At 53.7% G+C, this 25,227-nt stretch carries 27 protein-coding genes and 1 pseudogene; 17 read left to right on the forward strand and 11 right to left on the reverse strand.

Translation table 11 applies throughout. The features are described 5' to 3' along the window. Positions 1-386: 386 nt before the first annotated feature. The 6 genes from paaK to paaF all read right to left on the reverse strand — a co-directional run bounded on the left by paaK (position 387) and on the right by paaF (position 6,658). Positions 387-1,703: a phenylacetate--CoA ligase PaaK gene (gene paaK, locus ACK3CJ_RS00370; protein WP_409524436.1), complete on the reverse strand. Its 1,317-nt coding sequence runs from the start codon at positions 1,701-1,703 to the stop codon at positions 387-389. 27 nt (positions 1,704-1,730) lie between these two features. Continuing rightward, positions 1,731-2,945, reverse strand: a complete 1,215-nt coding sequence (gene pcaF, locus ACK3CJ_RS00375) for a 3-oxoadipyl-CoA thiolase (RefSeq protein WP_409524437.1) — start codon at positions 2,943-2,945, stop codon at positions 1,731-1,733. After that, entirely contained in the window at positions 2,942-3,388 is a 447-nt protein-coding gene (gene paaI / locus ACK3CJ_RS00380; RefSeq protein WP_409524438.1) for a hydroxyphenylacetyl-CoA thioesterase PaaI, read from the reverse strand. The genes pcaF and paaI overlap by 4 nt, the downstream gene beginning before the upstream one ends. A gap of 62 nt (positions 3,389-3,450) precedes the next feature. Beyond that, positions 3,451-4,971 (reverse strand): 3-hydroxyacyl-CoA dehydrogenase PaaH, encoded by a 1,521-nt coding sequence (paaH, locus tag ACK3CJ_RS00385; RefSeq protein ID WP_409524439.1) that lies wholly within the window; start codon positions 4,969-4,971, stop codon positions 3,451-3,453. Position 4,972: 1 nt separating this feature from the next. Continuing rightward, positions 4,973-5,764: a 2-(1,2-epoxy-1,2-dihydrophenyl)acetyl-CoA isomerase PaaG gene (gene paaG, locus ACK3CJ_RS00390; RefSeq protein ID WP_409524440.1), complete on the reverse strand. Its 792-nt coding sequence runs from the start codon at positions 5,762-5,764 to the stop codon at positions 4,973-4,975. A 120-nt stretch (positions 5,765-5,884) separates the two neighbouring features. Then, the gene (gene paaF, locus ACK3CJ_RS00395) at positions 5,885-6,658 is read right to left on the reverse strand and encodes a 2,3-dehydroadipyl-CoA hydratase PaaF (protein WP_409524441.1); all 774 of its coding nucleotides are present in this window, start codon (positions 6,656-6,658) and stop codon (positions 5,885-5,887) included. Positions 6,659-7,279: 621 nt separating this feature from the next. Here paaF and ACK3CJ_RS00400 point away from each other — a divergent pair. From ACK3CJ_RS00400 to ACK3CJ_RS00425, 6 genes and pseudogenes are all read left to right on the forward strand, one after another. After that, positions 7,280-8,434, forward strand: coding sequence for an ABC transporter substrate-binding protein (locus ACK3CJ_RS00400; RefSeq protein ID WP_409524442.1), 1,155 nt, complete (start codon positions 7,280-7,282; stop codon positions 8,432-8,434). 83 nt (positions 8,435-8,517) lie between these two features. Further along, positions 8,518-9,393: a branched-chain amino acid ABC transporter permease gene (locus ACK3CJ_RS00405; protein WP_409524443.1), complete on the forward strand. Its 876-nt coding sequence runs from the start codon at positions 8,518-8,520 to the stop codon at positions 9,391-9,393. Then, positions 9,393-10,400: a branched-chain amino acid ABC transporter permease gene (locus ACK3CJ_RS00410; RefSeq protein ID WP_409524444.1), complete on the forward strand. Its 1,008-nt coding sequence runs from the start codon at positions 9,393-9,395 to the stop codon at positions 10,398-10,400. The genes ACK3CJ_RS00405 and ACK3CJ_RS00410 overlap by 1 nt, the downstream gene beginning before the upstream one ends. Then, entirely contained in the window at positions 10,397-11,155 is a 759-nt protein-coding gene (locus tag ACK3CJ_RS00415; protein WP_409524445.1) for an ABC transporter ATP-binding protein, read from the forward strand. The genes ACK3CJ_RS00410 and ACK3CJ_RS00415 overlap by 4 nt, the downstream gene beginning before the upstream one ends. A gap of 15 nt (positions 11,156-11,170) precedes the next feature. After that, a pseudogene (locus tag ACK3CJ_RS00420) lies at positions 11,171-11,572 on the forward strand (hemerythrin domain-containing protein); the annotation flags it as partial. 261 nt (positions 11,573-11,833) lie between these two features. After that, on the forward strand, positions 11,834-12,538 hold the full coding sequence (locus tag ACK3CJ_RS00425; protein WP_409526642.1) for an ABC transporter ATP-binding protein: 705 nt from the start codon (positions 11,834-11,836) through the stop codon (positions 12,536-12,538). 72 nt (positions 12,539-12,610) lie between these two features. On the opposite strand, the gene ACK3CJ_RS00430 is transcribed toward ACK3CJ_RS00425, so the two are convergent. Beyond that, positions 12,611-13,399 carry a hypothetical protein gene (locus ACK3CJ_RS00430; protein WP_409524446.1) on the reverse strand — a complete coding sequence of 263 codons (789 nt, stop codon included), beginning with the start codon at positions 13,397-13,399 and terminating at the stop codon, positions 12,611-12,613. A 634-nt stretch (positions 13,400-14,033) separates the two neighbouring features. Here ACK3CJ_RS00430 and ACK3CJ_RS00435 point away from each other — a divergent pair. The 3 genes from ACK3CJ_RS00435 to ACK3CJ_RS00445 all read left to right on the forward strand — a co-directional run bounded on the left by ACK3CJ_RS00435 (position 14,034) and on the right by ACK3CJ_RS00445 (position 15,603). Beyond that, positions 14,034-14,783, forward strand: a complete 750-nt coding sequence (locus tag ACK3CJ_RS00435; RefSeq protein WP_409524447.1) for a hypothetical protein — start codon at positions 14,034-14,036, stop codon at positions 14,781-14,783. An 8-nt stretch (positions 14,784-14,791) separates the two neighbouring features. Further along, positions 14,792-14,989 carry a hypothetical protein gene (locus ACK3CJ_RS00440; RefSeq protein ID WP_409524448.1) on the forward strand — a complete coding sequence of 66 codons (198 nt, stop codon included), beginning with the start codon at positions 14,792-14,794 and terminating at the stop codon, positions 14,987-14,989. Between the two features lie 347 nt (positions 14,990-15,336). Next, positions 15,337-15,603 (forward strand): DksA/TraR family C4-type zinc finger protein, encoded by a 267-nt coding sequence (locus ACK3CJ_RS00445; protein WP_409524449.1) that lies wholly within the window; start codon positions 15,337-15,339, stop codon positions 15,601-15,603. A 431-nt stretch (positions 15,604-16,034) separates the two neighbouring features. Here the strand turns inward: ACK3CJ_RS00445 and ACK3CJ_RS00450 are convergent, their stop codons facing one another. Further along, positions 16,035-16,355, reverse strand: coding sequence for a hypothetical protein (locus ACK3CJ_RS00450; protein WP_409524450.1), 321 nt, complete (start codon positions 16,353-16,355; stop codon positions 16,035-16,037). 82 nt (positions 16,356-16,437) lie between these two features. Between ACK3CJ_RS00450 and ACK3CJ_RS00455 the strand changes: the two genes are divergently transcribed. Beyond that, positions 16,438-17,472, forward strand: coding sequence for an IS630 family transposase (locus ACK3CJ_RS00455; protein ID WP_409523218.1), 1,035 nt, complete (start codon positions 16,438-16,440; stop codon positions 17,470-17,472). A 136-nt stretch (positions 17,473-17,608) separates the two neighbouring features. Here ACK3CJ_RS00455 and ACK3CJ_RS00460 read toward each other — a convergent pair whose 3' ends face one another. Further along, entirely contained in the window at positions 17,609-19,165 is a 1,557-nt protein-coding gene (locus ACK3CJ_RS00460; RefSeq protein ID WP_409524451.1) for a cryptochrome/photolyase family protein, read from the reverse strand. Positions 19,166-19,417: 252 nt separating this feature from the next. Here ACK3CJ_RS00460 and ACK3CJ_RS00465 point away from each other — a divergent pair, with 252 nt between their 5' ends. From ACK3CJ_RS00465 to ACK3CJ_RS00495, 7 genes are all read left to right on the forward strand, one after another. Then, a complete protein-coding gene (locus ACK3CJ_RS00465) occupies positions 19,418-19,702 on the forward strand; it encodes a hypothetical protein (protein WP_409524452.1) in 285 nt (94 codons plus the stop codon). Between the two features lie 75 nt (positions 19,703-19,777). After that, positions 19,778-20,674 carry a DUF692 domain-containing protein gene (locus ACK3CJ_RS00470; RefSeq protein ID WP_409524453.1) on the forward strand — a complete coding sequence of 299 codons (897 nt, stop codon included), beginning with the start codon at positions 19,778-19,780 and terminating at the stop codon, positions 20,672-20,674. Further along, positions 20,671-21,492 carry a putative DNA-binding domain-containing protein gene (locus ACK3CJ_RS00475; protein ID WP_409524454.1) on the forward strand — a complete coding sequence of 274 codons (822 nt, stop codon included), beginning with the start codon at positions 20,671-20,673 and terminating at the stop codon, positions 21,490-21,492. Before ACK3CJ_RS00470 ends, ACK3CJ_RS00475 begins: the two co-directional genes overlap by 4 nt. Positions 21,493-21,651: 159 nt before the next feature. Beyond that, the gene (locus ACK3CJ_RS00480) at positions 21,652-21,975 is read left to right on the forward strand and encodes a DUF2282 domain-containing protein (RefSeq protein WP_409524455.1); all 324 of its coding nucleotides are present in this window, start codon (positions 21,652-21,654) and stop codon (positions 21,973-21,975) included. Beyond that, on the forward strand, positions 21,972-22,853 hold the full coding sequence (locus ACK3CJ_RS00485) for a DUF692 domain-containing protein (RefSeq protein WP_409524456.1): 882 nt from the start codon (positions 21,972-21,974) through the stop codon (positions 22,851-22,853). The genes ACK3CJ_RS00480 and ACK3CJ_RS00485 overlap by 4 nt, the downstream gene beginning before the upstream one ends. Continuing rightward, the gene (locus ACK3CJ_RS00490; protein ID WP_409524457.1) at positions 22,850-23,698 is read left to right on the forward strand and encodes a DNA-binding domain-containing protein; all 849 of its coding nucleotides are present in this window, start codon (positions 22,850-22,852) and stop codon (positions 23,696-23,698) included. The genes ACK3CJ_RS00485 and ACK3CJ_RS00490 overlap by 4 nt, the downstream gene beginning before the upstream one ends. Further along, positions 23,682-24,218 carry a DoxX family protein gene (locus ACK3CJ_RS00495; protein WP_409524458.1) on the forward strand — a complete coding sequence of 179 codons (537 nt, stop codon included), beginning with the start codon at positions 23,682-23,684 and terminating at the stop codon, positions 24,216-24,218. Before ACK3CJ_RS00490 ends, ACK3CJ_RS00495 begins: the two co-directional genes overlap by 17 nt. Here ACK3CJ_RS00495 and ACK3CJ_RS00500 read toward each other — a convergent pair. Further along, entirely contained in the window at positions 24,180-24,653 is a 474-nt protein-coding gene (locus ACK3CJ_RS00500; protein WP_409524459.1) for a hypothetical protein, read from the reverse strand. The two genes, ACK3CJ_RS00495 and ACK3CJ_RS00500, sit on opposite strands and share 39 nt — an antisense overlap. Then, on the reverse strand, positions 24,646-25,215 hold the full coding sequence (locus tag ACK3CJ_RS00505; RefSeq protein ID WP_409524460.1) for a hypothetical protein: 570 nt from the start codon (positions 25,213-25,215) through the stop codon (positions 24,646-24,648). Before ACK3CJ_RS00505 ends, ACK3CJ_RS00500 begins: the two co-directional genes overlap by 8 nt. Between the last annotated feature and the right edge of the window lie 12 nt (positions 25,216-25,227).

Consider the following 25,227-nt stretch of genomic DNA (forward strand, 5'->3'; position numbering starts at 1 on the left):
TATTAAGTTGGCCCGAAGGCGATAGTTTGTCTTATTTATGACACATAAATAATTAACCAAATAATAAAATATGTATCATAAATATTTGTTGATCTGGATCAGTATTCTGATTAAAAGGTGGTCGCTGATTAAGCGATTGGCCAGGTTGATCAGCCTGATGGATTGTCATTTTGAATCGTACGTGTGAGTGCCCTTGTGAGTGCGATTCAGGAGCAGCAGCAAGGGGTATGATAAGCGGCATTTCTGCAGATGGTAGGCATAAAAAAACCCCGCCAGTTGGCGGGGTTGAAAGGGCATCCTTACCTGATGAAGTAAACCTTAACCTGTCTGAGAGGGCTCAGTGCCTGCTATAAACACGTGCTATAGCAGTACCATCGCTCTTTGTGCTACGGCTGCTTTCTGCGGTCAAACACTCGCTTCGCCTTACCTTCGGAGCGGGCAATGCTGCCTGGATTCAACACTTCAATCTTGGTGCTGATACCGATGTAGGACTTGATGTGATGACGCAGTTCAGTGCTGACCTGATTGCGCAGATCGTCACCATCAGGAGAGGCTTCTGACTTCAGCTCAACCCGTACGATCACGCTGTCCATATGTCCATCGCGATACACTTCTATCTCATAGTGTGGTGCAAGTTGTGACATTTTAAGGATCTGCTCTTCCACCTGAGTCGGGAAGACATTGACGCCACGGATAATCAGCATGTCATCGCTGCGGCCGGTGATCTTGTCGATGCGACGCATCGGACGCGCGGTACCCGGCAGCAGACGGGTCAGGTCGCGGGTGCGGTAGCGCAGAATCGGCAGGGCTTCCTTGGTCAGAGAGGTGAACACCAGCTCACCATACTCGCCGTCGGGCAGGACTTCGCCTGTGTTAGGATCGATGATCTCAGGATAGAAGTGATCTTCCCAGATGGTCGGGCCATCTTTGGTTTCGATACACTCCTGACCAACACCGGGTCCCATCACTTCAGACAGACCATAAATATCCAGTGCGTCGATGCCCAGGCGCTCTTCCAGCTCCTTGCGCATGCTGCCTGTCCAGGGCTCGGCACCGAAGATACCGATACGCAGGGCCAGTTTGTGTGGATCCAGGCCCTGGCGATCCATCTCATCGGCAATGTTCAGCATGTAAGAGGGGGTCACCATGATGATATCCGGTTCGAAGTCACGGATCAGCTGCACCTGTTTCTCAGTCTGGCCACCCGACATCGGGATCACGGTGCAGCCCAGGCGCTCAGCACCATAGTGTGCGCCAAGACCACCAGTGAACAGGCCATAGCCATAAGCGACATGCACCTTGTCACCTTTGGAGCCACCCGCTGCGCGGATTGAGCGCGCGACAACGGAAGCCCAGGTATCGATATCATTCTGCGTGTAGCCGACAACAGTAGGCTTGCCGGTGGTGCCGCTGGACGCATGTACGCGCACCACGTCACTCATCGGCGTGGCAAACATGCCGAATGGATAGTTGTCGCGCAGATCCGTCTTGGTGGTGAAGGGCACCTTGGCCAGATCTTCCAGCGAATGGATATCCAGTGGATGCAGGCCCTTGTCATCAAAAGCCTTGCGGTAAAAAGGCACGTTCTTGTAAGCGTGAGCCAGTGTGCTGCGCAGACGCTGCAACTGAACATGGCGTAGCTCATCAAGGCTGGCAGTTTCCAGAGGGTCGAGGGCGCCCTGAAATTTGGATGGCGAATTCATATTATATTTCCTGTCAGTCGATAGGGGTCAAACGCGTTCAATGATCAGTGCAATGCCCTGACCGACACCGATACACATGGTGCACAGTGCATATCGTCCCTGACGTTGTTCAAGTTCGTGCAGCGCTGTCGTGATCAGCCTGGCGCCGCTCATACCCAGAGGGTGACCCATCGCGATGGCGCCACCGTTCGGATTGACGTGCTCGGCATCATCCGGCAAGCCGAGATCGCGCAACACGGCCAGAGCCTGTGCGGCAAAGGCTTCGTTGAGTTCGATCACATCCATATCAGCCAGCGTCAGACCCGCTTTTTCCAGCACCTTGCGGCTCGCTGGAGCAGGGCCGATACCCATGATGCGAGGCTCTACCCCGGCAGTGGCCATGGCCACCACGCGTGCACGTGGTTTCAGACCAAAGCGCTTGACGCCCTCGGCACTGGCCATCAGCAGTGCACAGGCACCATCATTGACGCCAGAAGCGTTACCCGGGGTGACGCTGCCACCAGCACGAAAAGGCGTCGGCAGTTTTGCCAGCTGTTCCAGCGTGGTTTCACGTGGATGCTCGTCGGTATCGACGATCAGCGGCTCCTGCTTGCGACGTGGGATGCTTACCGGCGTGATCTCCTGTGCCAGGCGACCATTCTTCTGTGCGACGGCGGTGCGCTGCTGACTGCGCAGAGCAAAGGCGTCCTGATCTTCACGCGAGATATTGAAATCTGCGGCGACGTTTTCAGCTGTTTCGGGCATGGAGTCGACGCCGTACTGCTGTTTCATCAACGGATTGATGAAACGCCAGCCGATGGTGGTGTCGAAGATCTCTGCCTGGCGGCTGAACGCCTGATCTGCTTTACCCATGACAAACGGTGCGCGGGACATGGACTCGACGCCACCGGCAATGATCAGATCGGTTTCGCCACCGCGCAGCGCACGCGCAGCTGTACCCACTGCATCCATACCCGAACCGCACAGGCGGTTGATGGTGCCACCCGGTACATCGACCGGCAAACCCGCCAGCAGAGCGGACATGCGTGCAACGTCGCGGTTATCTTCACCGGCCTGGTTGGCGCAGCCATAGAGCACATCATCCACTTTTGACCAGTCCAGATCCGGGTGGCGTGCCATCAGTGCCTTGATCGGAATGGCACCGAGATCATCGGCACGGACGCTGGACAGGGCGCCGCCGTAGCGGCCAACCGGCGTACGCACGGCATCGATGATATAGGCATCTTGTAACAGGGTGGTCATGCGGTTTCCTCCAGGCGGCGAACACTGCCGCGCACTTTATAAGACTTGCCACGGAACAGAGCGACGGTCTTGCCGTGCTGATTCTGAACCGTGATGTCATAAACGCCGGTACGGCCACTGCGGCTTCTCTCTTCGCCAATAGCGGTGAGCAGGTCGCCGGATTTGCCGGGGGCCAGATATTCAATACTGCAGCCGGATGCAACGGTGGCTTCATCATAGGTGTTGCAGGCAAAGGCGAACGTCGAATCTGCCAGCGTGAAAATATAGCCACCGTGGCAGGAGTCATGCCCCTGAATCATCTCATCGGTGATTTTCATGCTCAGAACGGCACGGCCGGGGCCGACTGATTCAATCTTCATGCCCAGATTCTGGCTCGCCATATCGCGTGAATACATCGCTTCGGCGCAGGCCTCGGCCAGTTGCTGTGGAGATAGTTCGCTCATAGATTCCTCAAAACAGATTCCTGAAAAACAGCCAAGTGTTGAGCATTCAGCATTTAAACCGGTTATCCGATCAGGCTGTGCGGGCTGTAGTAGTCACGACGCAGCAGTAACGAGGGGCGATAACGATCCTCAGCGTAGCTGGCCTGAATATGCTGCAGCACCTGATAGATGCGCCCCTTGCCCAGTCGAGAGGCCCAGCTTAATGGCCCCTCGGGATAGTTCACGCCTGCGCACATCGCCAGATTGACATCGGCAACGCTGCATACGCCCTGCAGCACGGCATCGGCGGCTTCATTCGCCAGCATCGCGACGGTGCGCATCACCACCATGCCTGGCGCATCTTCGATCAAACTGATACTGATACCTGCGCTCTGGAACAGACGTATGGCATCATCACGCGCCTTGTCAGATGCAGACAGGCTGACGCTGAGGGCCAGACGGCTGGCGGTGGCGTAGTTCAGCGCCAGATCGAACAGCACCAGATCACGAATACCTGAGTCTCTGGCGCGCTCGGTGGCCATGCGACCATCGGTCAGGGCCAGCGTCGCTTCGCCGAAGCGCAGCAAGCCGGCGCCCTCACGCTGTGCTACCTGAATACCACAGGCCTGAAGACGGTCGATCAGAGCACTCGCAGGGCCGATATCCCCCTCGACCACCAGTACGGAATCGCCTTCACCGCTGGCGGTTGCCGTCGCGGGCTGGGGCTTCTCGGCAGCCTCGGCATAGTTGTAGAAACCACGACCGCTCTTGCGACCGAGATGGCCGGCATCCACCAGACCTTTCTGAATCAGCGAAGGTTGAAAGCGTGGGTCGCCATAATAGGCGTCGAACACGGAGTTGGTGACGGCATAATTGACGTCGTGGCCAATCAGGTCCATCAGCTCGAAGGGGCCCATGCGAAAACCACCAGCTTCGCGCACGATGGCATCAATCGTCGCGACATCGGCCGCGCCTTCCTGCAGCAGGCGCAGCGCCTCGGCATAGAAGGGGCGCGCCACGCGATTGACGATGAAGCCGGGTGTTGAGGTGGTATGTACCGGCTTCTTACCCCAGGCTATAGAGGTGGCATAGATGGTATCAGCAACGGTTTTGCTGGTCGCCAGACCGGATACCACCTCAACCAGAGCCATCAGCGGCGCCGGATTGAAAAAGTGCATGCCGACCAGTCGCTCAGGCAGGCGCATTTTTGCAGCCAGCGCCGTCACCGAGATGGATGAGGTGTTGGTGGCCAGGATCGTATCGTCTTCACACAGCTCTTCCAGTTGTGCGAGCAACTGCTGCTTGATCGACAGATCTTCGATGATCGCTTCGATCACCAGACCCGCCGAGGCCACTTCACCCAGGCTGTCAACCGGGTGAATACGATCCAGCAGTGCCTGGAGTTCGGCAGCTTCCATCTTGCCCTTATCGACGCGCTTTTGCAGTTGTGCGGCAACACCAGCCTTGCCCTGCTCGGCAGCACCCGCACGCTGATCCTGCAGAAATACCTGATGGCCTGCCTGAGCGGCGATCTGTGCAATACCCGAGCCCATGGCTCCGGCGCCTATCACGGCGATGACTATCTCTTTATCCAATGCGTTCATCTCAGCGCCCCTTGAATTCCGGTTTGCGTTTCTCAATGAAAGCGGCAACGCCTTCGCGATAATCTTCTGTGCGCCCGGCCAGACGTTGCAGATCACGCTCCAGATCCAACTGCTCATCAAAGCTGTTGCTCATGCTGGCATTCAGTGCACGCTTGATCAGTGCCAGACCGGCAGTGGGCTGGCTGGCCAGATGGCGTGCCAGCTTCAGGGCTTCGTCCATCAGTTGTTCATCGTCAACACACTGCCAGATCATGCCCCAGGATGCGGCCTGCTCAGCGCTGATCTTATCGCCCAGCATCGCCAGCGCCTTGGCACGTGCCATGCCTACCAGGCGAGGCAGGCTCCAGGTGCCACCGGAGTCCGGGATCAGACCGATCTTGCAAAATGCCTGAATAAAGCTGGCGGAGCGGGCTGCCAGTGTGATGTCGCAGGCCAGAGCGATATTGGCACCGGCACCTGCTGCGACACCATTGACGGCGCAGATCACTGGCATCGGCAGGTCGCGCAGGCTGCGCAGCAGCGGGTTGTAACGCTTCTCGATCGACTCACCCAGATCAGGTACTTCGGCACCCGGGGCGACATTACGGTCAGACAGATCCTGCCCGGCACAGAAACCACGGCCAGCGCCTGTGATCAGCAGTGCGCGGACTTCGGGGTTCTTTCTGATCTGGCTGATCGCACTGCGCATCTCGGCGTGCATGTCAGCATTGAAGCTGTTCAGGCTACCGGGGCGGTTAAGGGTGAGTAATGCAACACCCTGTTCGATCTCCAGAAGAATGGTCTGTTCGCTCATGGCTGAATCCTTGTTATCTTTCTGTTATTCATTGGCCGCAGTGGTCAAACTTACGGCGCGTAATCAGTGATGGCAGCTACTACTTACCGGTGCTACTTGCCAGTACTACTTTTACGAGTACTACTTACCAGTAAAGACCGGCTTGCGCTTCTCCTGAAAAGCCGCCAGTCCCTCTTTGCGGTCCTCAGTGCCTGCCAGAATGGTGAAGGCATGGCGCTCAAAGCGCAGGCCTGTCGCCAGATCGGCATCAGCCGCTTTATGGATCGCTTCTTTGGCAAGACGCACAGCAAGGGGAGCCTTGGCAGCGATGATCTGCGCGATGTTGGTAGCTCTTTCCAGGGTCAGTTCGGGAACACAGATTTCACTGATCAATCCAGCTTCCAGTGCACGTTTCGCGCTGATCTGCTCGCCAGTCAGAACCATCTGCATCGCCATCGATTGCCCAACGGCGCGCAACAAGCGCTGCGTGCCTCCAGCACCGGGCATGATGCCAAGATTGATTTCGGGTTGGCCAAAGCGAGCGTTTTCGCCGGCAATCAGAATGTCGGCATGCATCGCCAGCTCACAACCACCGCCGAGTGCAAAACCATTGATGGCCGCGATCAGCGGTTTGCTGAAACGGGCGATACGGGCCCAGTGAGCCTGACGGGGATCTTCCAGAATACCAACCAGATCGCGGCTGGCCATCTCATTGATATCGGCACCGGCCGCAAAGGCACGGTCATCGCCGGTGATCACAACGGCGCCGGTGGCACTGTCGGCTTCTGCCTCATCCAGTGCCAGAGAGATCTCACCCAGCAGGGCGGTATTCAGCGCATTCAGCGCTTCGGGGCGGTGCAGGGTAAGGATGCGAACACCTTTTACCGGTCCCTGCACGAGAAGGTTCTGCGACATTGGGCAACCCGCTTTATCTTATTAGTTATGAAAGGTTCACCGTCATCAGAAAGGAGCCTTTCAGTGAAGCAACTCAGTGTTGGTGCCTTGTTGTACCTGGTTGTACCTTGTTGTTGCTTTGTTGGCACCTTGAGCAAGTGTAGTTTGAAATAATAGTTTAGTTCCAAACATTTTAGCTACTAAGTTTGTTGGATACCGCTGACCAGACTAAGCTTGAACCTTGACTCAAGGTTGTTCTGAACTCTGTGCTCCAGTTGTACGGGCGACCTGCGGTTGAATCCGAATGTCACGAGTATATCCAATATTTGATACGCATCAACCATATATTTTTAATTTTTTGTATCGCTTAAGGCGACTATTGATTAAAGAACGCTACAAATCATTGTTTTTCAATGTATAAATCATTGGTCTATATACCGCTAGTGCTGAGTATGCTCCTAAATTACTAGTTGACATGGATGTATTGATACAATAGTTTCTAATATTGTTTATCTGGTGTGTCACTTTATGGCTGCCTTGAAGCCTTGGACAGGATGTTGAGCAGGCGCAAGAAAGCGAACGAACATTGCATGTAACAATAAACGAGGGCAGACACTGCCCCGATTTTGGAGAACAAAAATAATGTCTAAGAAAATCTTCCGCCGTGCCGGTTTTCTTGCAGCGACCCTGGCTGCTGGAATATTCGCAACCTCTGTTCAGGCCAGCGATCCGATCAAGATCGGTTCCTTCCTGTCTGCAACAGGTCCTGCATCATTTCTGGGTGATCCTGAGCTGAAAACCCTCGAAATGTATGTTGAAAAAATCAATGCTGATGGTGGTGTACTGGGCCGTCAGCTGCAGTTGATCCATTATGATGATGCCGGCGATGCCTCACAGGCACGTAACTTCGCCAGCCGTCTGGTACGTAACGACCGTGTGGATATCATCGTTGGTGGCAGCACCACCGGTACCACCATGTCGGCTGCGCCGCTGATCGAACAGGCACGCACGCCGTTCATCTCTCTGGCAGGCGCCATCGTGATCACCGAACCGGTCAAAACCTGGGTCTTCAAAACACCTCAGTCAGACCGCATGGCCGCTGAGCGTGTGTTGGCTGACCTGCAGTCACGCGGTATCACCAAAGTGGGTCTGATCTCCGATACCGGTGGTTTCGGTAGTTCAGGTCGTACCCAGACTCTGGAAGTCGCTGCAGACTACGGCATTGAAATTCTGGCTGATGAAACCTATGGCCCATCCGATACCGATATGACCGCACAGCTGACCCGTATCCGTAATGCCGGTGTCGAAGCCGTATTCAACTTCGGCTTCGGTCAGGGTCCTGCTCTGGTAACACGTAACTATGCGCAGCTGGGTATCGATCTTCCTTTCTATCAGTCACACGGTGTTGCGTCTGATCGCTTCCTGGAGTTGGCTGGCGAAGCGGCCGAAGGCCTGCGTCTACCTGCATCTCCTTTGCTGGTTCCGGATTCACTGGATGATACCGATCCTCAGAAAGCCGTGGTTCAGAACTACAAAGCCGAGTACGAAGCTCATTGGAACACTCAGGTGTCCACCTTTGGTGCCTACGCATATGACGGCTTGATGCTGGCAGTTATGGCGATCGAGCAGGCCGGTAGTACTGATCGTGAAGCGGTGCGGTCTGCGCTGGAGAATATTCAGGGCTATGTCGGTGTGACTGGTATCTACAACCTGTCACCGGAAGATCACATGGGTCTGACTGCTGACTCCTTCCGCATCCTTGAAGTAAAAGACGGTCAGTGGAACCTGGTCGACTAATCCTTGTAACAAACAGACAGACCAGATCCCGATGAGCAATGATGCTCATTCGGGGTTTGGTTGACCCTGATGGGGCCATTGCCATGCTTGCTGAATTCCTCCAATACCTGTTTACCGGTATCACTATCGGGGCGACCTATGCCCTGGTTGCTCTGGGATTTACCCTGATCTATAACGCCAGCCATGTGATCAACTTCGCACAGGGCGAGTTCCTGATGATCGGTGGCATGGCCACTGTTTCACTGATGGGAATGGGCCTGCCCATGCCGATCGCCATTATTCTGGCTGTCATTCTGGCCGGGATTCTGGGTGTTGCGCTGCAGCGCCTTGCCATTGCTCCTGCGCGTCAGGCCAATGTTGTGACTCTGATCATCATCACCATTGGTGCATCAATCTTTATCCGTGGCGTCGCACAGCTTGTCTGGGGTAAGGAGTATCACGTCATGCCAAGTTTCGGCAGTGATCAGCCGGTGCGTATCGGTGGAGCCGTCATGCACAGCCAGAGTATCTGGGTGTTGCTGATTGCCGCGATCCTGGTCGTGCTGCTGGTGCTCTTCTTTACACGCACGCTGATAGGCAAAGCGATTCTCGCGACCTCCATGAACAAAGACGCAGCGCGTCTGGTGGGTATTCGTACTCAACTGGTGCTGATGCTGGCGTTCATGTTGTCTGCACTTATTGGTTCAATGGCCGGTATTGCCGTGGCCCCGATCACCTTCACCTCTTACGACATAGGCATCATGCTGGGTCTGAAAGGCTTTGTCGCTGCGGCGATGGGCGGCTTGGGCAGCGGTGTTGGCGCTGTCGTGGGCGGTATCACGCTGGGCATCGTCGAGGCGATGACAGCCGGTTACATCTCTTCTGATTATAAGGACGCTGTTGCCTTCTCGATGATCCTGCTGGTGCTGTTCTTCATGCCCAGAGGGATGTTCGGCAGCCGTGTCGTGGAGCGTGTCTGATGTTGAATTCACTTTTTCAGTCACGACAGTTCGGGTTGCTGGTGCTGGCACTGATCATCATTGTGCTCCCCTTCGGACTGCAGAACGACTTTCACTATGATATCGCGATCCAGATGGGGCTGATTGCCGCCACCGTTGTGGGTCTTAACCTGCTGGTAGGCTTTGCTGGCCAGATCAGTCTCGGTCACGCCGCCTTCTTTGGTGTAGGCGCCTATCTGAGTGCGATCATGACTGGTGTGTATGGCTGGTCACCGATTCCCGTGCTGCTGCTTGCTGCAGTGGTGGTTGGAATCATCGCCTTTGTGGTCGGTCGTCCGATCCTGCGTCTTAAGGGACATTATCTGTCCATGGCGACGCTGGCGGTAGGCTTCATCATCTACATCATCATCAATAACGAGCGCTGGATCACCGGTGGCCCCGACGGCATCGTTGTGCCCTCTCTGTCGCTGTTCGGTGCCGAGCTGAATGTGTTCAATGAGTACCAGATTCTCGGCATGACCCTGAGCGGCACTTTCCTGTGGTATGTGCTGGCCGGTGTATTGCTGCTGTTGGCGGTCTGGATTGCCCAGAACATCATCGACTCCCCGATCGGTCGTGCTCTGCGCTCGGTGCATGGCTCCGAAGTGGCGGCGCGCGTGGTAGGTGTTGATACCGCCCGTTTCAAAAGCATGGTGTTCGTAATATCCGCTGTGTATGCCAGCATCATGGGTAGCTTCTATGCCCACTACACTGGATTCATCACACCACAGATCGCCTCCTTCGAGCACTCCATCGTGCTGATCACCATGGTAGTACTGGGTGGCATGGCCTCCACACTGGGGGTTATTCTCGGCGTGGTGGTGCTGAAGCTGCTGCCTCAGGTACTGGCAGACTTTCAGGAGATGGAGATGATGATGTTCGGTCTGATCCTGATGCTGACCATGATCTTCATGCCGAAAGGGCTGCTGCCAACCTTTGTAGGGCTGGGGCGTAAATATCTGCGCAAGAAGCCGGAGGAGGGCGTATGAGTGCACTGATCGAAGTCATCGGCCTGGATAAAGCCTTCGGTGGTGTGAATGCCGTAGAGGGTCTGAGCTTCAGCGTTAATGCAGGCCAGGTTTACTCAGTAATCGGTCCGAACGGCGCTGGCAAAACCACCCTGTTCAACCTGATCACCGGTATCTACACGCCGACCAAGGGTGAAATCAAGCTGCGCGGCGAGTCTGTCGTCGGGCTGGAGCCTAACCAGCTGGCCGAGCGTGGCATGTGCAGAACCTTTCAGAACCTGCAGATCTGCATGAATATGTCTGCACTGGAAAACGTCATGCTGGGGCGGCATCTGCAGCTCAAGAGCAACTTCCTGTCGACACTGTTTCGCCTGCCATCGATGCTGCGTGACGAAGCAGCCTGCCGTGAACGCGCCATCGAGCTGATGGAGTTTGTCGGCTGTGGACAGTATGTGAACACCGAAGCTTCAGCCATGTCCTACGGTGCACTGAAGCGCCTTGAGATTGCGCGTGCACTGGCGGCAGATCCCAAGGTGATCCTGCTGGATGAGCCTGCGGCTGGCCTTAACGGCACAGAAACCGCAGCACTGGAAGATCTGATCCGTAAAGTGGCACAGCAGGGTATTACAGTGGTGCTGGTGGAGCATGATATGAAGCTGGTGATGGGGATCTCCGATTACCTGCTGGTGCTCAACTATGGCCGTAAACTGGCGGAAGGTACTCCGGAACAGATCCGCAACAACCCTGATGTTATCGCTGCCTATCTGGGCGGTTGAGCGAGGAGAACCGGAATGACAACAACCAATACAACGAGCCCCTCAGCTCAGAATCGCGCCGAACAGGCAGTCAGTATTATCGTTCAGGAACATCTGGGACTGTGGCGCATCATCGACCTGCTCGACAGCCTGCAGCAGGACATGAACCTGCGTGGCAACAAGCCGGATGAGCTGCTGCTGACCACGATATTTGACTATATAGAACACTTCTCGCACCGCGTACACAGCCAGCCGGAAGAGGTGCTGCTGTACAAACTGCTGCGCGAGAAATCACCTGAATCAGGGCCGCTGATCGACAAGCTGGAAAAAGGCTATGTCGTTGGGCACAGAGCGCTGGCCGAGCTGCGAGAGTTGTTGACCAACTGCATGCAGCAATGGCCGGATGGGCGCGAGGCGTTCAGTCATGCCCTGACCCGCTTCACACAGGCGCTGCGCAAGCACATCAAGAAAGAGGAAGGGGTCGTAATTCCCCGTGCACGCGAAGTGCTGTCGGCCGACGACTGGAATCAGATCATCGACGCCAAGGATCAGCACAATGATCCGCTGTTCGGCGAGATGGTGCGGGATGAGTTCCGCGAACTGCGCCACAAGATCGTCAGCCTGACGCCTGAACGCCTCGGTGGGCTTGGCTTGCTGCACACTGAGAAAACCAGTGCCAGCGCCAATACCGGGCGCGAGATGCTCAGCATCAAGGGACTCTACAGCTCCTATGGCCAGATCGAAGTGCTGCACAACGTGGATATCAGCATCAACGCCGGTGAGATCGTCTCACTGGTGGGCGCCAATGGCGCGGGCAAGAGCACTCTGCTGATGACGCTGTCGGGCCTGCAGCCGATTGACCGTGGCGAGATGTTGTTTGAAGGCAAGGATATGCGCAAGATGTCTTCAGACAAGCGTGTTTCCAACGGCATCGTGCAGGTGCCGGAAGGGCGACAGGTGTTCAAGGATATGACTGTGCAGGACAACCTGCTGCTGGGTGCCTACACCCGTGGCAGTGGTCCTGAAGTGAAGCAGGATCTGGAGAAGATCTACGATCGCTTCCCGATCCTGCGTCAGAAACATCACGATCTGGCTGGCGCCCTCTCGGGTGGTCAGCAGCAGATGCTGGCGATGGGACGAGCCCTGATGGCCAAACCGCGCCTGCTGTTGCTGGATGAGCCCAGCATGGGTCTGGCTCCTCTGATTGTTGAAGAGATCTTCAATATCGTGCGCGAACTGAAGAAAGAGGGAATCACCATCTTTCTGGTCGAGCAGAACGCCTCCCAGGCACTGGCACTGGCCGATCGTGGCTATGTGCTGGAAACCGGCGAAGTGGTACTGCAGGGAACAGGTCGCGAACTGCTGAGCAACGAAAAGGTGCGCGAAGCCTACCTGGGGATGTAATCCGGGTTAAGGCCGCTTGACTTCTTTTGAGGCCAAGCGGCTTTTTCACGTTTATCCGAAAGGCCTGTCGGGTTAAATGTTCAGGCGCTCCTCTGCCTGCTTGTGCATTGACTGTACTTGCTCTTTCTCTTTATCGAGTGCAAGAGGGTGGTCGTTCAGAAAGGCTTCGGTGACTGCAAGTACATGACGCAAGGCATCAATACGGGCTTCGGAACCCTCTGCGCTCTCATATCTGGCCCATATGCTCTCAACAAACTCGAAATGACGAGTGGCTTCACGCTGTGCAAGACGGGTTTCCCAGTAAGCGTGCAACTCAGCAAGCTCTGCATTATCAGGTACTGCACGAGTAATGCGGCCCAGAGACTGCTCAGCGCCAGCTGGGTTTTGATCACTCCCTTGAGCAAAAGCAACTTTGAGGGCATCAACGGGATCGCCCAACATAGCGCCATGGACACCGCCAAAGCAGCAGTTCAGATTAAGCAGAACGACATTACCATCTGCGATAGACTCATTGACTGTTATTTTGTAACGGTCATCGCCCAGTGGGGTAACAGAGTGCTTTTGAGAGTTACGAGCTGCAGCCATGTCTACAGGACGTATTTCCATCTCGAAGTGGCTTGGGTAGAAGTCAGGGTGGTGTATTACAATTTCCAGCTTTTCGTCACTGCGCTCTACCACGGGCATGGTCATCATAGAAGCGCTGGCATCGAAGCCGAATCCATAAAATGAATCCAGATTTTCAGCAGCAACGTAACCATCAGTTGATTGCAGGTACACCCCGTAGGCATCAGTACCAGAAAGGTCTGCCTGCGCAACAGATATAGAAAGACCGACAGCGGCAATAGCAGTCATTAATCGCATACTTTTACTCCTTGCATTAGATGCTCCATGTAAAATAAAAATCCCAGTCGAAGATAGGTAAACCAGGCCCTTGGGCACACTTCGACGTGTATAACTCAACTGAGCTATACAAATGGCCAGTTTCCGGTAGGTTCGTTACATGCTCTCCGGTAAAGGCGCATGAAAGAAGCAACTACAAGTGGCTGACCGGCGCCAAAGATGCCAGATTGAGGCGCTAAAGAAAAGCGGTTTTGGTCAGTTGGCGCGAGGGAATGTGGTTGTTCAGCTTCCAGTCGCGCTACTCGTTTGCTACACCTATGTACCATTGCCTTCCCCGATTCGCTCTCAAGACCTGCATGCAGCAACAAACGAGTAAAGTTCATTGAATGGGTTGCATACACGAAATGTATGCATTAGATTCAGGCCACAAACAGGATGTAGTCATGAGTGATGGATCACCACTGGGCATCGTATGTATTGCGATCAGTTGCCTTTCTTCTCTCCTCTTGGTTCTTCTTTTCGTTTTGTTGCTGGATCACTTATTTAGTGTCAGTTGATTATGGTGTCAATGAAAATACTGTTGCAAGCTGAACTTGGCATACTCAATGAGAAAGCCAAGTAGTTTTACAGCTAGGAATCACAGAAAAGGAATTTCATGAATAATTTATCTTTGACTAAAGAACAAAAAAATGCCTCACAAGATCTGATTGAATCTCTTCAATCTATGACTCAAGAGGAACTGAATAGGTTTACCTCAATATATGCTATTTCAGAGCCTGCATGGCATAGGTTCCTCAAAGGGGCTTACAATCATCCAGTAACATGGTGGATTGGTATATTTCAGCTACAAATGCAAATGGGAGTTTGGGGGTATCAAAAAAAGGCAGCGGCCAATGCTGTAGGAAGCACCTTATGGCAAATCACAAAACCGCTTAGAGATGAGGCAAGCACTACAGGTAAGGACACAATCCTTACGGTAGTTAAGTATAACCTTAAACATAGAAAGTCTGACATTTCAGGTAGACTAGTTGGCGCTCAATTCACAAACTTCGCAAGCACTGGTGGGCGATCAGGAAAACGAATACCAAAAGGATTGAAGTACCCTGCAAATCTTAGCAACTTCATACTCTCCAGCTATGGTGCTGCTATTAAGTCCGTAGCAAATGGTCAGAATAATTTAGAGTCTGTTATACAATCAATACTCACGGGTAGGTCAGAAAAATTACAGAGGCTTCCTCAGCAGTCTTCTGATGCACTGTCGGTGGATGAAGAAAAATTGCTCAACAGTTCTGCAATGGCCTTAGTTGAAGTTATGGCACTCTCACAGATTTCACCATCTCCAGTGCCTATAAGAGAGTTTTGCTCTCGGCCTGAAAATGTCACCCTGAAGAGTATATGCAAGTGAGGTTTGTTATGGACAAACTGCGTAAATTTATCGCTTCCATATCTGAGCAGATACTATATTATCTAGCATTGTTTTTAAGTTTTTTAGTATGGGCTTATTCTAACTCTATTTATCTTTCAATACTAACTTTCGCTGTTTTATTGTTGCTGGCATGGTATCTATCCTCAAAAATTGAAGGTGAAAATAAAAACGATAAAAAAAACTAAATCATTCACTTCAGCTATTCGCTATTACTATTCTATTAGGTACTGTATTCGTGAAGTGGTTTGGAGCATTTGAGAGGTGATTCTATAGTGCCTCTTTTGATCTAATTCGGGCTGAGTTAATGAACGTTGAGCTTGTTACAAACCTCAAGCGCCAAGCCATCCGCCTATCTTGTTGATGTGCTGGATTACGAGTGCGTGCAGTGCCGACTTGAGTTGCTTGACGTTCTCTCGCGGGGAGAGCAGTCTGTATTTGAAGGAAGAATTTCAGCCAAAGAGAGGCCAGGGATAAAATGATTAAATGGCTGAAGTAGTTTGTTCAGCATCAATAGCTTAGATCGGAGAACGTAATGGCAGGTGGTTGGTCACGGGATGGTGCCGTTCAGGATCAAATTGACGCGAGCGTTGAAGAGGCTGTGCAGCGCGCTCGAAGTAAATTGGCCAACGGTGAGAGCGCCGTCAATTGCGACGAGTGTGACTGTGTTATTCCAGAAAAACGCCGCAAAGCAATTCCTGGAGTCAGGCTTTGTATTGCGTGTCAGTCAGCACTGGAAAAGAAGGAAGTTAACTCCAGTGGCATCAATCGCCGTGGCAGCAAAGATAGCCAACTCAGGTAGCCAGCTGATCTGCAATAACTCTTGTACCCAGGTTTTCATCTTAACACTGCTGTGTTCTTCTATACGGGCGCCATATATGTAGAAGCGATCAGTAACCATAGCACTACGAGAGATATGTAAAACCATGTTTTTTAATCATTTCCATCCCTTTTCGAACGATTTTTCATATGTCTGTCACCCCCGAAAATTATTGACCAGATAATATTGAGTTCTGGTTTTTTTGAATACGTTTGTATCTTGGATTTGTTTGTGTAGAAAAATAAAGTTATTGGTATGGCCCCAAGACTAAAAAATATGCTAACGAAAATAGATCTCTCAATTAGAGTCAGCGAATTATCTCGAGTTACAAAAATAACTGTTCCGAGAAAAATCACATAGAATGCTGATGTGAATTGAATGTATTTCATAATATGGTCATCATTATTTTATATTTATAATAAGAAAGTAAATGCTGAAAAAATGATAATCAGAAATCCTAAGTGCTCAAACAAACTGCCTCTACAGTCCCTCTCCAGCTCTTCACTCAGTAATAGTTTTGCACTCTTTTTAAATATTTCTGGCTTTTTAATGCCACCCATAAGAGTTAAAGCGAATCCAGCGCATAATAAGCCATATGCGTAGTTGCCCGAAGAAATATTGATTATAGAGGTCGTTAGCATGAAACAAGACCCCAGTGCCAACATGGCAACAATACTGGACTCTTTTGCAATAAACTTACGAACTCTTGAAGAAGGGTTTTTTGTCCCATCCATGGACGATTGACCTCTGGTGATCCCCATTCAGGGGTGATTGACTATTAACCCGGTGGCAATTTATATCTGATATAATGCGTACATGAATATAGACGCACGCAAGCTCAGCCCAGAGCAACAGGAACTTCTCAGGAAGAAAGCGATTCGCCTCCGTAAGAGAGGCAAAACCTTCCGTGAAATCGGCCAACTTCTCGACATTCATCCCGATACTGTCGGGCGCTGGTACAAGCGCTACGAGACAGGCGGTGCCGCCGCTATTGCGGTTCAAAAACGAGGCCCCAAAAACAAGCCACGTCGATTGAGTGAACAACAGGAGCAGCAGGTCATAGAAGCTGTTCGCGATCAGATGCCAGACCAGTACAAGCTTGGTTTCGCCCTGTGGACTCGTCGCGCTATTGCTCAGTTGATCAAGCAGCTCTGGGGCATCGACATACCTGTCCGTACAATGGGGGATTACCTCAAACGCTGGGGCTTCACACCACAGAAGCCGCTGAAGAAAGCATGGGAGCAGAACCCCTCTCGTGTCGATGCCTGGCTGAAGGAGGAGTATCCCCAGATCAAAGCGCGTGCAGAAGCGGAGAATGCCCAGATTTTCTGGGGTGATGAGACGGGCATCAAGAACAACACCCAGCACGGTCGGAGCTATGCACCGGTGGGCCAAACTCCGGTCCAGCCACTGCCTGCCAAGCGGGTGTCGCTGAATATGATTTCGGCGATCACCAATCAGGGCACTGTGCGCTTCATGTTGTATGAGTCGACGATGACAGCCAAGGTGTTGAAGAAATTCCTGCGGGCCTTGATTGAGTCGACACCCGGTAAGGTTTTTCTGATCCTGGACAATCTGCGGGTACATCATGCGAAAGTGGTGAAACGCTGGCTCGAACGTAAGGCGGTTAAGCGCTATCTGGAAGTCTTCTTTCTGCCGGCGTATTCGCCAGAACTGAACCCGGATGAGTATCTGAACTGCGATTTGAAAGGCATGGTGCACAGTGGTCCAGCTCCCCGGACGGTGGACGAGTTGAAGAAGCGTACACGCTCTTGCATGCTGACACTTCAACGGCGCCCTGAGCGGGTGAAGAAATATTTTAATGCGGAGCATATTCGTTATGCAGCATAATTGATGTAAATTGTCGCCGGGTTAATAAGTGGCACATGTGCTCAAAGCGCTTACATAATATAAAATAAGAACCATTAGTGTCTACCTTTGTATTCGTAATTGATTGATGTAGACATGTCAGCGCACTGATTCGATGTCAGCCCCCCACCAGATTCTCAAACAACCACTGCGCCCTGTGGTCTATCGCCTGCTGTTCCTGCACATCTTTCCTGTCCCAGTTTTTCACCTGCATCCCCAGCCTTGGGTTGTGTTGCAGCCATGAGCGGTGTTTGGCAATGAAGTGCCAGTAGAGAGTTGTGAAAGGGCAGGCTTTCTCGCCGCTGGCTTGTTCAGGTTTGTAGGGGCAATGCTGGCAGTAGTTCGACATCCGTTTGATATAAGCGCCGCTGGCGATATAAGGCTTGGAGCCGACAATACCGCCGTCGGCATACTGGCTCATGCCCAGGGTGTTGGGCACCTCCACCCAGGCGACGGCATCAACATACATCGCCAGATACCACTCATGTACCAGCTGCGGCTTGGTTTCCCACAGCAGTGCAAACAAACCGGTGACCATCAGGCGCTGGATATGATGACCATAGCCATGCTGCAACACCTGCGAAACAGACTGCTTCAGGCACTGCATATCCGTATCGGCGGTCCAGTAGAGATCAGGCAGGCTGCGCACAGACTGCAGATAATTGAAGCTGTCCCACTGATCACGGTGATGCCAGTAGAGGCCGCGGATATATTCCCGCCAACCCAGTATCTGGCGAATAAAACCTTCCACCGCATTCAGGGGGGCTCTGCCTTCAAGCCAGGCTTTCTCTGCCGCTTCTATCACCTCAACCGGGTTAAGCAGCTTCAGATTCAGGCTGGATGACAGCAGCGAGTGATACAGCCACGGCTGATCTGTCCACATGGCGTCCTGATAATCACCGAAGCGGGGCAGGCGGTGAGTGATGAAATCATCAAGCGCCGTTAACGCCTGCTCGCGCGTCACAGGCCAGTTAAAGTTATCCACAGCACCCGGCAGCCCCAGCAGATACTTCTCAACATCAGCCATTACCGCATGTGTGATGCTGTCTGCTGAGAAGGTAGGCAGTGGCGGTAGAGGAACTGGCCCCTGCTTGGTGAAAGTACCGCGGTTTTCCTTGTCGTAGTTCCACTGTCCGCCCTGTGGCTTGCCTTCGGCATCCATCAACCACTGCCGGGTTTTGCGCTGATGGCGATACCAGTACTCCATGCGCGGCTGTTTGCGCTGTGCCATCCACTGAGTGAACTCACCCTGCTGTGTGATGAAGTGGCTATCGGGCAGTAGCTCAAGCGAAACTTGATGCTCTTGGCACCACCAGCGGATCTGTTGCAACACACGATGATCCCCCGGTAATACACAGCGCAGCACTTCGGGCGTGGTGTGAGCCCTATTCAGATCCATATTCAGAGCCATCTCCAGCGCACTGCTGAAAGAGTCACACTGCTGAGTCAGATCGATATAGGTCAGACGGATACCGGATGCTCGCAACTCCTGCGCAAAATGGCGCATCGCAGACAAAAACAGCACCGTGCGTTGCTTGCTGGACAGCGTGGAGCGGGATTCATCCAGCACTTCGGCCATCAGTACCTGATCCTGTTCGGGGTCGAAACCTGCCCATGTCAGATAATCATGACTGAGCTGATCACCCAGTATCAGATAGAGAAACCTCGTTTTCATCGGACCATTTCCATCCCTGCCTCACCGCCAGGCGGCATAAGCAAAGGGATACGGATAATCCAATCGGATGGATCGTGCCTGTCGGTAGGATGCGATTTCATGCGCGCGCTGACCCTCGATCACAATGTTGAATGTTTCGTGATCATTTCGTGAGGATTCGATCGGTGGGTCGGGTGCAGTATTAGCACTAAGCAGGCAACGCAACTCGAATGCACCTGCTGTACCCAACCCATAGAAGAAAAGGAAATAGATATGAAAACGTTACTTCACGGTGCACGCATAGCCGCTCTTGCCGCAGCTTTTGCAACTTCAGGTATGGCTCTGGCTGCTGAGCCACCCGCCGGCTCCACTGGCAAGGCTATTTCGGCTGGCGACAAAGTACATTGTTACGGCGTGAACTCCTGCAAGGGACAGGCCGATTGCAAAACTACCCAACACGAATGCAAGGGTCAGAACGAATGCAAGGGCCATGGCTTCAAAGGTATGGCGGCGAGCGAATGCCTGTCGGCCGACGGTGTGATCGGCGACCTGAGCTGAGTACGCCCGGTCAATTGTTCTTGCCCGGAGGCGTGTTTCGGCACGCTTCCGGTAATCAGTCAGAGGTGTAAACGGATGATGAAAAATACTGCGAAGGCCGGATCGACTGCACTGCGCGACGATCTTTGCGTGCCATTCCAGGGTTTTGGACTTGGTTTGCGGCCGACTCACTACAGCAGCTATCTCGCCCAGCGTCAGGCGGTGGACTGGCTCGAGATCATCTCCGAGAACTACATGGTCCAGGGTGGCAAGCCACTTGCGATGCTCGACACGATTCGCGCCGACTACCCGATAGCGATGCATGGTGTGTCGATGTCGATCGGTTCAGTATCACCCCTTGATCGTGACTACCTGCAACGCCTCAAGGCGCTTGCGCACCGCATCGAACCTATGTGGATATCCGACCACCTATGCTGGACCGGCGTGCACGGCACGAACCTGCACGATCTTTATCCCTTACCCTATACCGAAGAAGCCTTGCGACACGTTGTTACGCGCGTTCGCGAGGTACAGGACACGCTCGAGCGCCGTCTGGTGCTTGAAAATGTGTCGAGCTACATCGATTACGCGAGTTCAGAGATGAGCGAATGGGCGTTTCTGTCGGCACTGGCCGAGGAAGCCGACTGCCTGCTGTTACTCGACGTGAACAACATATACGTGAGCGGTATGAACCACGGCTTCGATCCACGCGAATTCGTGGATGGTGTCCCGGCGAACCGCATACAGCAGATCCACGTAGCGGGGCACTCGAATATGGGCGATGTGATCATCGACACCCACGATGCGCCAGTGCCCGACGCGGTGTTCGATCTCTATGCCTATGCATGCCAGCGCTTTGGGCTGGTGAGCACAATGATCGAGCGCGACGATGCGATTCCGCCGCTCGAAGAGCTGATTGCGGAGCTTGACCGGGTACGCGAGGTGGCAGCACTTCATGCCAATGTTCAGGTTCGCGAGGAGGCATGTGCATGACAAATCCAGCCCCGAGCACACTTGCCGAGCTGCAAGCGCAACTGCAAGACTATGTACTGGGTAACCATGGCATCAGTAACGGCAGCGATGTGGATGGCGTCCTGCCCCTACTGACTGGCGGCGCTCCCGAGAAGGGCAAGCGGCGCCTGAACATCTACCACTACGCATATCGTGCACGGCTGCGTGATGTGCTCGGAACGGCGTTCGAACACACCTGGAGCTATCTCGGCGACGAAGCCTTCAACACACTCTGCGCACGCTTTATCGAGACGCATGCGTCGCACTCTGCCAACCTGCGCGACTATGGCGGCGACTTCCCAGGCTTTCTGCACCAGAGTTTGCGTTCCGATCCAGAGGTAGCCGAGTTGGCGACTATGGACTGGCGGCTCCATAACGCCTTCGACGCACCCAATGCAGACATTCTCAACAACGATCAACTGGCAAATGTCGACGAGACACAGTGGGAATCGCTGGGCTTTGCGTTCAACCCGTCTGTTTCCCTCGCCCTGTTCGAGTGGAACGTGCTCGATATCTGGCACGTGCTTAACCAGGGTGAGTCACCACCGCTCGCACAAAGACTGGAGATGCCGATCGGGCATCTGTTCTGGCGCAGTGAGCAGCGCGGCTACTTTCGCTCACTTGGGGAGGATGAGTATGCGGCCCTCAAGGGGCTGATCGAGGGCTACAGTTTTGCCCGTGTGTGCGATGAACTTATCCACAAGTATCCGGATGCCGGCATCGAAACATCGATCGGTACCTGGCTTGCGCGTTGGCTGGCAGACGAACTGTTGTCGGCGATCGAGCTGGAACCTGCTTGAATGATGCGTCTGTGAGGCTCTGAATTTTTTTAGTGGAGTTGTAAGGAAAATGCGCTCCGCTTCGACTTACCAGTAAGACGTAGAACACAGCGTTCGGTGTCTTACCCGATAACCCTTGTCGGCCTACCCTTGCCGACCATCTATTACCAGGAGTTTGAAATGTCACAATCTACAACACAAGCCAACACCGCCCGCATTATGACTGCTGCTGCCATGGCACTTGCTCTGGGTACCGCACTCACCATCGCTGCTGTTCCGGATGTCGCTCAGGCGGCGGATATGGAAAAGTGCTATGGCGTTTCTCTTCAGGGCAAGAACGATTGCGCTGCCGGAGCTGGAACGAGCTGCGCTGGCACCTCCACGAGCGACTATCAGGGCGACGCCTGGTCACTGGTCCCTGAAGGTACATGCGAGCAGACCGCTTCCCCCACCTCTCCAACGGGTTTCGGCCAGCTCGAAGCCTTCGAGGAAGTGAAGGGATGAAATCCCTGCCCGCAAGGGCCGGTCTGGGCCTGAAGTCGATGCACTTTCGTGACATTCTCGACAAGGGCCCGGATGTCGGGTTTTTCGAAGTCCATGCCGAAAACTACATGGTGCCTGGCGGGCCGCTGCACCATTATCTGGGGCGTATTCGCGAAAGTTACCCGCTGTCGCTGCATGGGGTTGGCTTATCGATCGGTGCCGATGCACCGCTGGACGAAGCTCATCTTGATGCGCTCGCGGTGTTGATCGATCGCTATGAACTGCACGCCTTCTCCGAGCATCTGGCGTGGTCGAGCCATGGTGATATGTTTCTCAATGATCTGTTGCCTCTGCCCTATACCGCCGCCACGCTGGCCCGCGTGTGTGATCATATCGATCAGGTGCAGTCGCATCTGGGTTGCCGCATGTTGATTGAGAACCCAGCGACCTACGTCGAATTCTCGACCTCGACTCTGTCCGAGGCAGATTTCATCAGCGAAATGGTGCGTCGCACTGGCTGTGGTCTGCTGCTGGATGTGAGCAACGCGTATGTGTCGTGTGTTAATCATCATCGCGATCCACAGGCCTATATTCGCGCTTTACCACTCGATCAAGTAGGTCAGATCCATCTCGCTGGCTTCGCCACTCAGGCTGATGCCAACGGCGACCCGCTGCTTATCGACAGCCATGGCGCGCCAGTCGCGCAAGGCGTGTGGGCGCTTTATACCGAACTACTCGGGCTGATCGGGCCTTGCGCCACGTTGATCGAGCGCGATAACGACATTCCCCCCTTCGACGTGATGCTGGCCGAGGCCAATCTCTCCGAAGCGCTGCTTGTTCAGGCCGCGCAGGCTCAGGGAGTCGGTGTCGAGCTGGCGGCAGGCAGAATTTCGGCATGAGTATCGGTATGAGTATCGGCATGAATGACCAGACAGACTTCGCCCGAGCGCTGCTCGATCCGGCACTACCCTGCCCTGATGATCTGCAGACGTGGAATCATTCCGATCCAACACCGCGCTTTGCCGTGTATCGCAACAACATTGTGGTGTCGCTGGTCGATGCACTGGCCGTCACTTTTCCTGTGTGCTGCGAGCTGGTCGGCGAAACCTTCTTCCGCTCCATGGCGCGAGTGTTCGTTTCGGCACACCCACCACGCTCGCGCATCCTGACCTTTTACGGCCGCGAGTTCCCAGCCTTTATCGAAACCTTCACCCCAGCCGCGTCGGTGCCTTATCTGGCCGATGTCGCCCGGCTCGAAATGTTACGGCTTGAAGCTTTCCATGCCGCCGATGTTGAACCACTGAGCGCGGATGAGATTGCCAGAGTGCTGTCAGATCCCGCCCAGCTACCCGGGTTGTGTATCGAGGCCCATCCGTCGGCGGCGGTACTGCAATCGCGGTTTGCAGTGTTTTCGCTGTGGGCTGCACATCAGGAGGAGGGCGATCCGGAACTGGCTAGCGTCGATCCCCAGCAGCCGCAAACTCTGCTTGTGGTGCGTGCCGGTCTGGATGTTCAGTGCATTCACGTAGCGCCTGCAACCGGCATTTTTATCGAACGACTCATACAGGGAGCCGCATTGGCGCAGGCACAGGAACAGGCGCAGGAACAGGCATTGGCACAGGTACTACAGGACGCCCAAACAAGCGAGCCCGAATTCGATCTCGTCTCCGCGCTGACCTTGCTGCTGCGCTGGCAGATCATAACCAACCTTCGTCCCGGAGATCATCATGAACAACTCCTCTAAAACCGCTCCACAGACTTCATCCGACACTGGCGCGGGATACGCTCTGCCACAATTGATCGAGCGGGCAAACGCTCTGTGCGGGCAGATCCCCAACTCCCTGATTGCGCTGCTCGCACGATTTTCGATTGCTGGTGTGTTCTGGAAATCCGGCCAGACCAAAATTGAAGGGCTGGCCATCGATATCATCAATGGCGAGTTCAGCCTTGGGATGCCGAGCCTATCGGGTAGCGCGGTGTATCTGTTTCAGGAAGAGTATCGGTTGCCGCTGATTTCGCCCGAACTGGCTGCACCGATGGCTGCCTTCGCCGAGCATCTGTTTCCGATCCTGTTGTTGTTCGGATTGGCCACACGTTTCTCGGCGCTGGCCCTGTTGGTGATGACACTCGTTATCCAGATATTCGTCTATCCAAGCGCCTGGCCCACACATGGCGTATGGGCGGCGACGCTGCTATACCTGATGGCCCAAGGGCCGGGTCGGGTGTCACTGGATCATTGGATCGCTGCGCGATATCGTCGGTGATGAATCTCTGTGATCCTTATAGCTGGCAAAGACCAGACTCAGCGCTAATAAAGCAGGTAATGTCACGCCAGCAAAATCCTCAATCAGGGATATTGTCCCGCATATACCAACAATGACCTCCCACACATGAATGATGGCGTGGCCTGTCAGCCAGGCAGCAGGCATCAACCAAAGTACCCGCCGCTGCTTAACCAACATGGCGCCAGCAATAAAGGCCACCCCTATCAGCATGTAATTGATACCAATATCACGCACAAAATGTTGGTTAAACGGCCCACGACCCGGCACTCCAGGCACTAACCAATACCAGGCCTCAGGTGAGAAGGTCATAAGTAAGCCATTAATTAACGCAGCCACCACCAACAGGGTAGCTGCCACCGTGGTTACGACTTTAAAGCCAGAGTTAAAAAAAGAGTTGAAGCCAGAGTTAAACATTCCCCGGCCTCTCGGACAGATCAGACTGACGCGTTGGTGCCAGAGATGAGTCGTTCACGACGACTTTGCTGCAGGCTTTACCGTATCCCAGGGTGTACTTCAGCGCGGGATAAACCCTAGAGGAACTGATGCAAAAGCTAAGGGTGATGAGCCCTTTGTTGCCCCATAAGGCCAGTATCTCTTCACGCAGATCATCGGCTTCAGGATTGTGGGCCAACACAAGCTCAGTAAACTGCACGACCAGCGCGATATCCGCAGGCAGCTTGCTCAAATCTCTATCAATAATGGCACGCACAATCTCCGGGCTGACTTTGGCCTCCAAAGCCATATTAACCACCAACTGAGTGCAGGGCCCGCAATCATCCCAGATAATCGCACGTAATCTGGCTGCGAACAGAGGCCCCGGCGGCAAGTTCCCCGAGTGAGCTGACATGGTCTGAAAACCCATAAACTTTAAAAAAGCCGCCATATCTGTTTGCAGGATATCCTGCATATAACCCACGTCATAATCGTAACGCTTATTCATCGACAGCAGCATTTTGTTGAATAGATAACGGATCATTTTGTCTCCTCA

This window comes from Nitrincola salilacus (assembly GCF_046271865.1).
Taxonomy (GTDB): domain Bacteria; phylum Pseudomonadota; class Gammaproteobacteria; order Pseudomonadales; family Balneatricaceae; genus Nitrincola; species Nitrincola salilacus.

Bases quoted from the DNA above. Each gene is read 5' to 3' on its own strand.
- ACK3CJ_RS00440 (WP_409524448.1), top strand. From the start codon at position 14,792: ATGGACAAACTGCGTAAATTTATCGCTTCCATATCTGAGCAGATACTA.
- ACK3CJ_RS00435 (WP_409524447.1), top strand. From the start codon at position 14,034: ATGAATAATTTATCTTTGACTAAAGAACAAAAAAATGCCTCACAAGAT.
- paaI (WP_409524438.1), bottom strand. From the start codon at position 3,388: ATGAGCGAACTATCTCCACAGCAACTGGCCGAGGCCTGCGCCGAAGCG.
- paaK (WP_409524436.1), bottom strand. From the start codon at position 1,703: ATGAATTCGCCATCCAAATTTCAGGGCGCCCTCGACCCTCTGGAAACT.
- ACK3CJ_RS00415 (WP_409524445.1), top strand. From the start codon at position 10,397: ATGAGTGCACTGATCGAAGTCATCGGCCTGGATAAAGCCTTCGGTGGT.
- pcaF (WP_409524437.1), bottom strand. From the start codon at position 2,945: ATGACCACCCTGTTACAAGATGCCTATATCATCGATGCCGTGCGTACG.
- ACK3CJ_RS00450 (WP_409524450.1), bottom strand. From the start codon at position 16,355: ATGGATGGGACAAAAAACCCTTCTTCAAGAGTTCGTAAGTTTATTGCA.
- ACK3CJ_RS00425 (WP_409526642.1), top strand. From the start codon at position 11,834: ATGCTCAGCATCAAGGGACTCTACAGCTCCTATGGCCAGATCGAAGTG.
- ACK3CJ_RS00485 (WP_409524456.1), top strand. From the start codon at position 21,972: ATGAAATCCCTGCCCGCAAGGGCCGGTCTGGGCCTGAAGTCGATGCAC.
- ACK3CJ_RS00500 (WP_409524459.1), bottom strand. From the start codon at position 24,653: ATGTTTAACTCTGGCTTCAACTCTTTTTTTAACTCTGGCTTTAAAGTC.
- ACK3CJ_RS00480 (WP_409524455.1), top strand. From the start codon at position 21,652: ATGTCACAATCTACAACACAAGCCAACACCGCCCGCATTATGACTGCT.
- ACK3CJ_RS00505 (WP_409524460.1), bottom strand. From the start codon at position 25,215: ATGATCCGTTATCTATTCAACAAAATGCTGCTGTCGATGAATAAGCGT.
- paaG (WP_409524440.1), bottom strand. From the start codon at position 5,764: ATGAGCGAACAGACCATTCTTCTGGAGATCGAACAGGGTGTTGCATTA.
- ACK3CJ_RS00470 (WP_409524453.1), top strand. From the start codon at position 19,778: ATGATGAAAAATACTGCGAAGGCCGGATCGACTGCACTGCGCGACGAT.
- ACK3CJ_RS00490 (WP_409524457.1), top strand. From the start codon at position 22,850: ATGAGTATCGGTATGAGTATCGGCATGAATGACCAGACAGACTTCGCC.
- ACK3CJ_RS00465 (WP_409524452.1), top strand. From the start codon at position 19,418: ATGAAAACGTTACTTCACGGTGCACGCATAGCCGCTCTTGCCGCAGCT.
- paaF (WP_409524441.1), bottom strand. From the start codon at position 6,658: ATGTCGCAGAACCTTCTCGTGCAGGGACCGGTAAAAGGTGTTCGCATC.
- ACK3CJ_RS00400 (WP_409524442.1), top strand. From the start codon at position 7,280: ATGTCTAAGAAAATCTTCCGCCGTGCCGGTTTTCTTGCAGCGACCCTG.
- paaH (WP_409524439.1), bottom strand. From the start codon at position 4,971: ATGAACGCATTGGATAAAGAGATAGTCATCGCCGTGATAGGCGCCGGA.
- ACK3CJ_RS00410 (WP_409524444.1), top strand. From the start codon at position 9,393: ATGTTGAATTCACTTTTTCAGTCACGACAGTTCGGGTTGCTGGTGCTG.
- ACK3CJ_RS00495 (WP_409524458.1), top strand. From the start codon at position 23,682: ATGAACAACTCCTCTAAAACCGCTCCACAGACTTCATCCGACACTGGC.
- ACK3CJ_RS00405 (WP_409524443.1), top strand. From the start codon at position 8,518: ATGCTTGCTGAATTCCTCCAATACCTGTTTACCGGTATCACTATCGGG.
- ACK3CJ_RS00475 (WP_409524454.1), top strand. From the start codon at position 20,671: ATGACAAATCCAGCCCCGAGCACACTTGCCGAGCTGCAAGCGCAACTG.
- ACK3CJ_RS00460 (WP_409524451.1), bottom strand. From the start codon at position 19,165: ATGAAAACGAGGTTTCTCTATCTGATACTGGGTGATCAGCTCAGTCAT.
- ACK3CJ_RS00445 (WP_409524449.1), top strand. From the start codon at position 15,337: ATGGCAGGTGGTTGGTCACGGGATGGTGCCGTTCAGGATCAAATTGAC.
- ACK3CJ_RS00455 (WP_409523218.1), top strand. From the start codon at position 16,438: ATGAATATAGACGCACGCAAGCTCAGCCCAGAGCAACAGGAACTTCTC.
- ACK3CJ_RS00430 (WP_409524446.1), bottom strand. From the start codon at position 13,399: ATGCGATTAATGACTGCTATTGCCGCTGTCGGTCTTTCTATATCTGTT.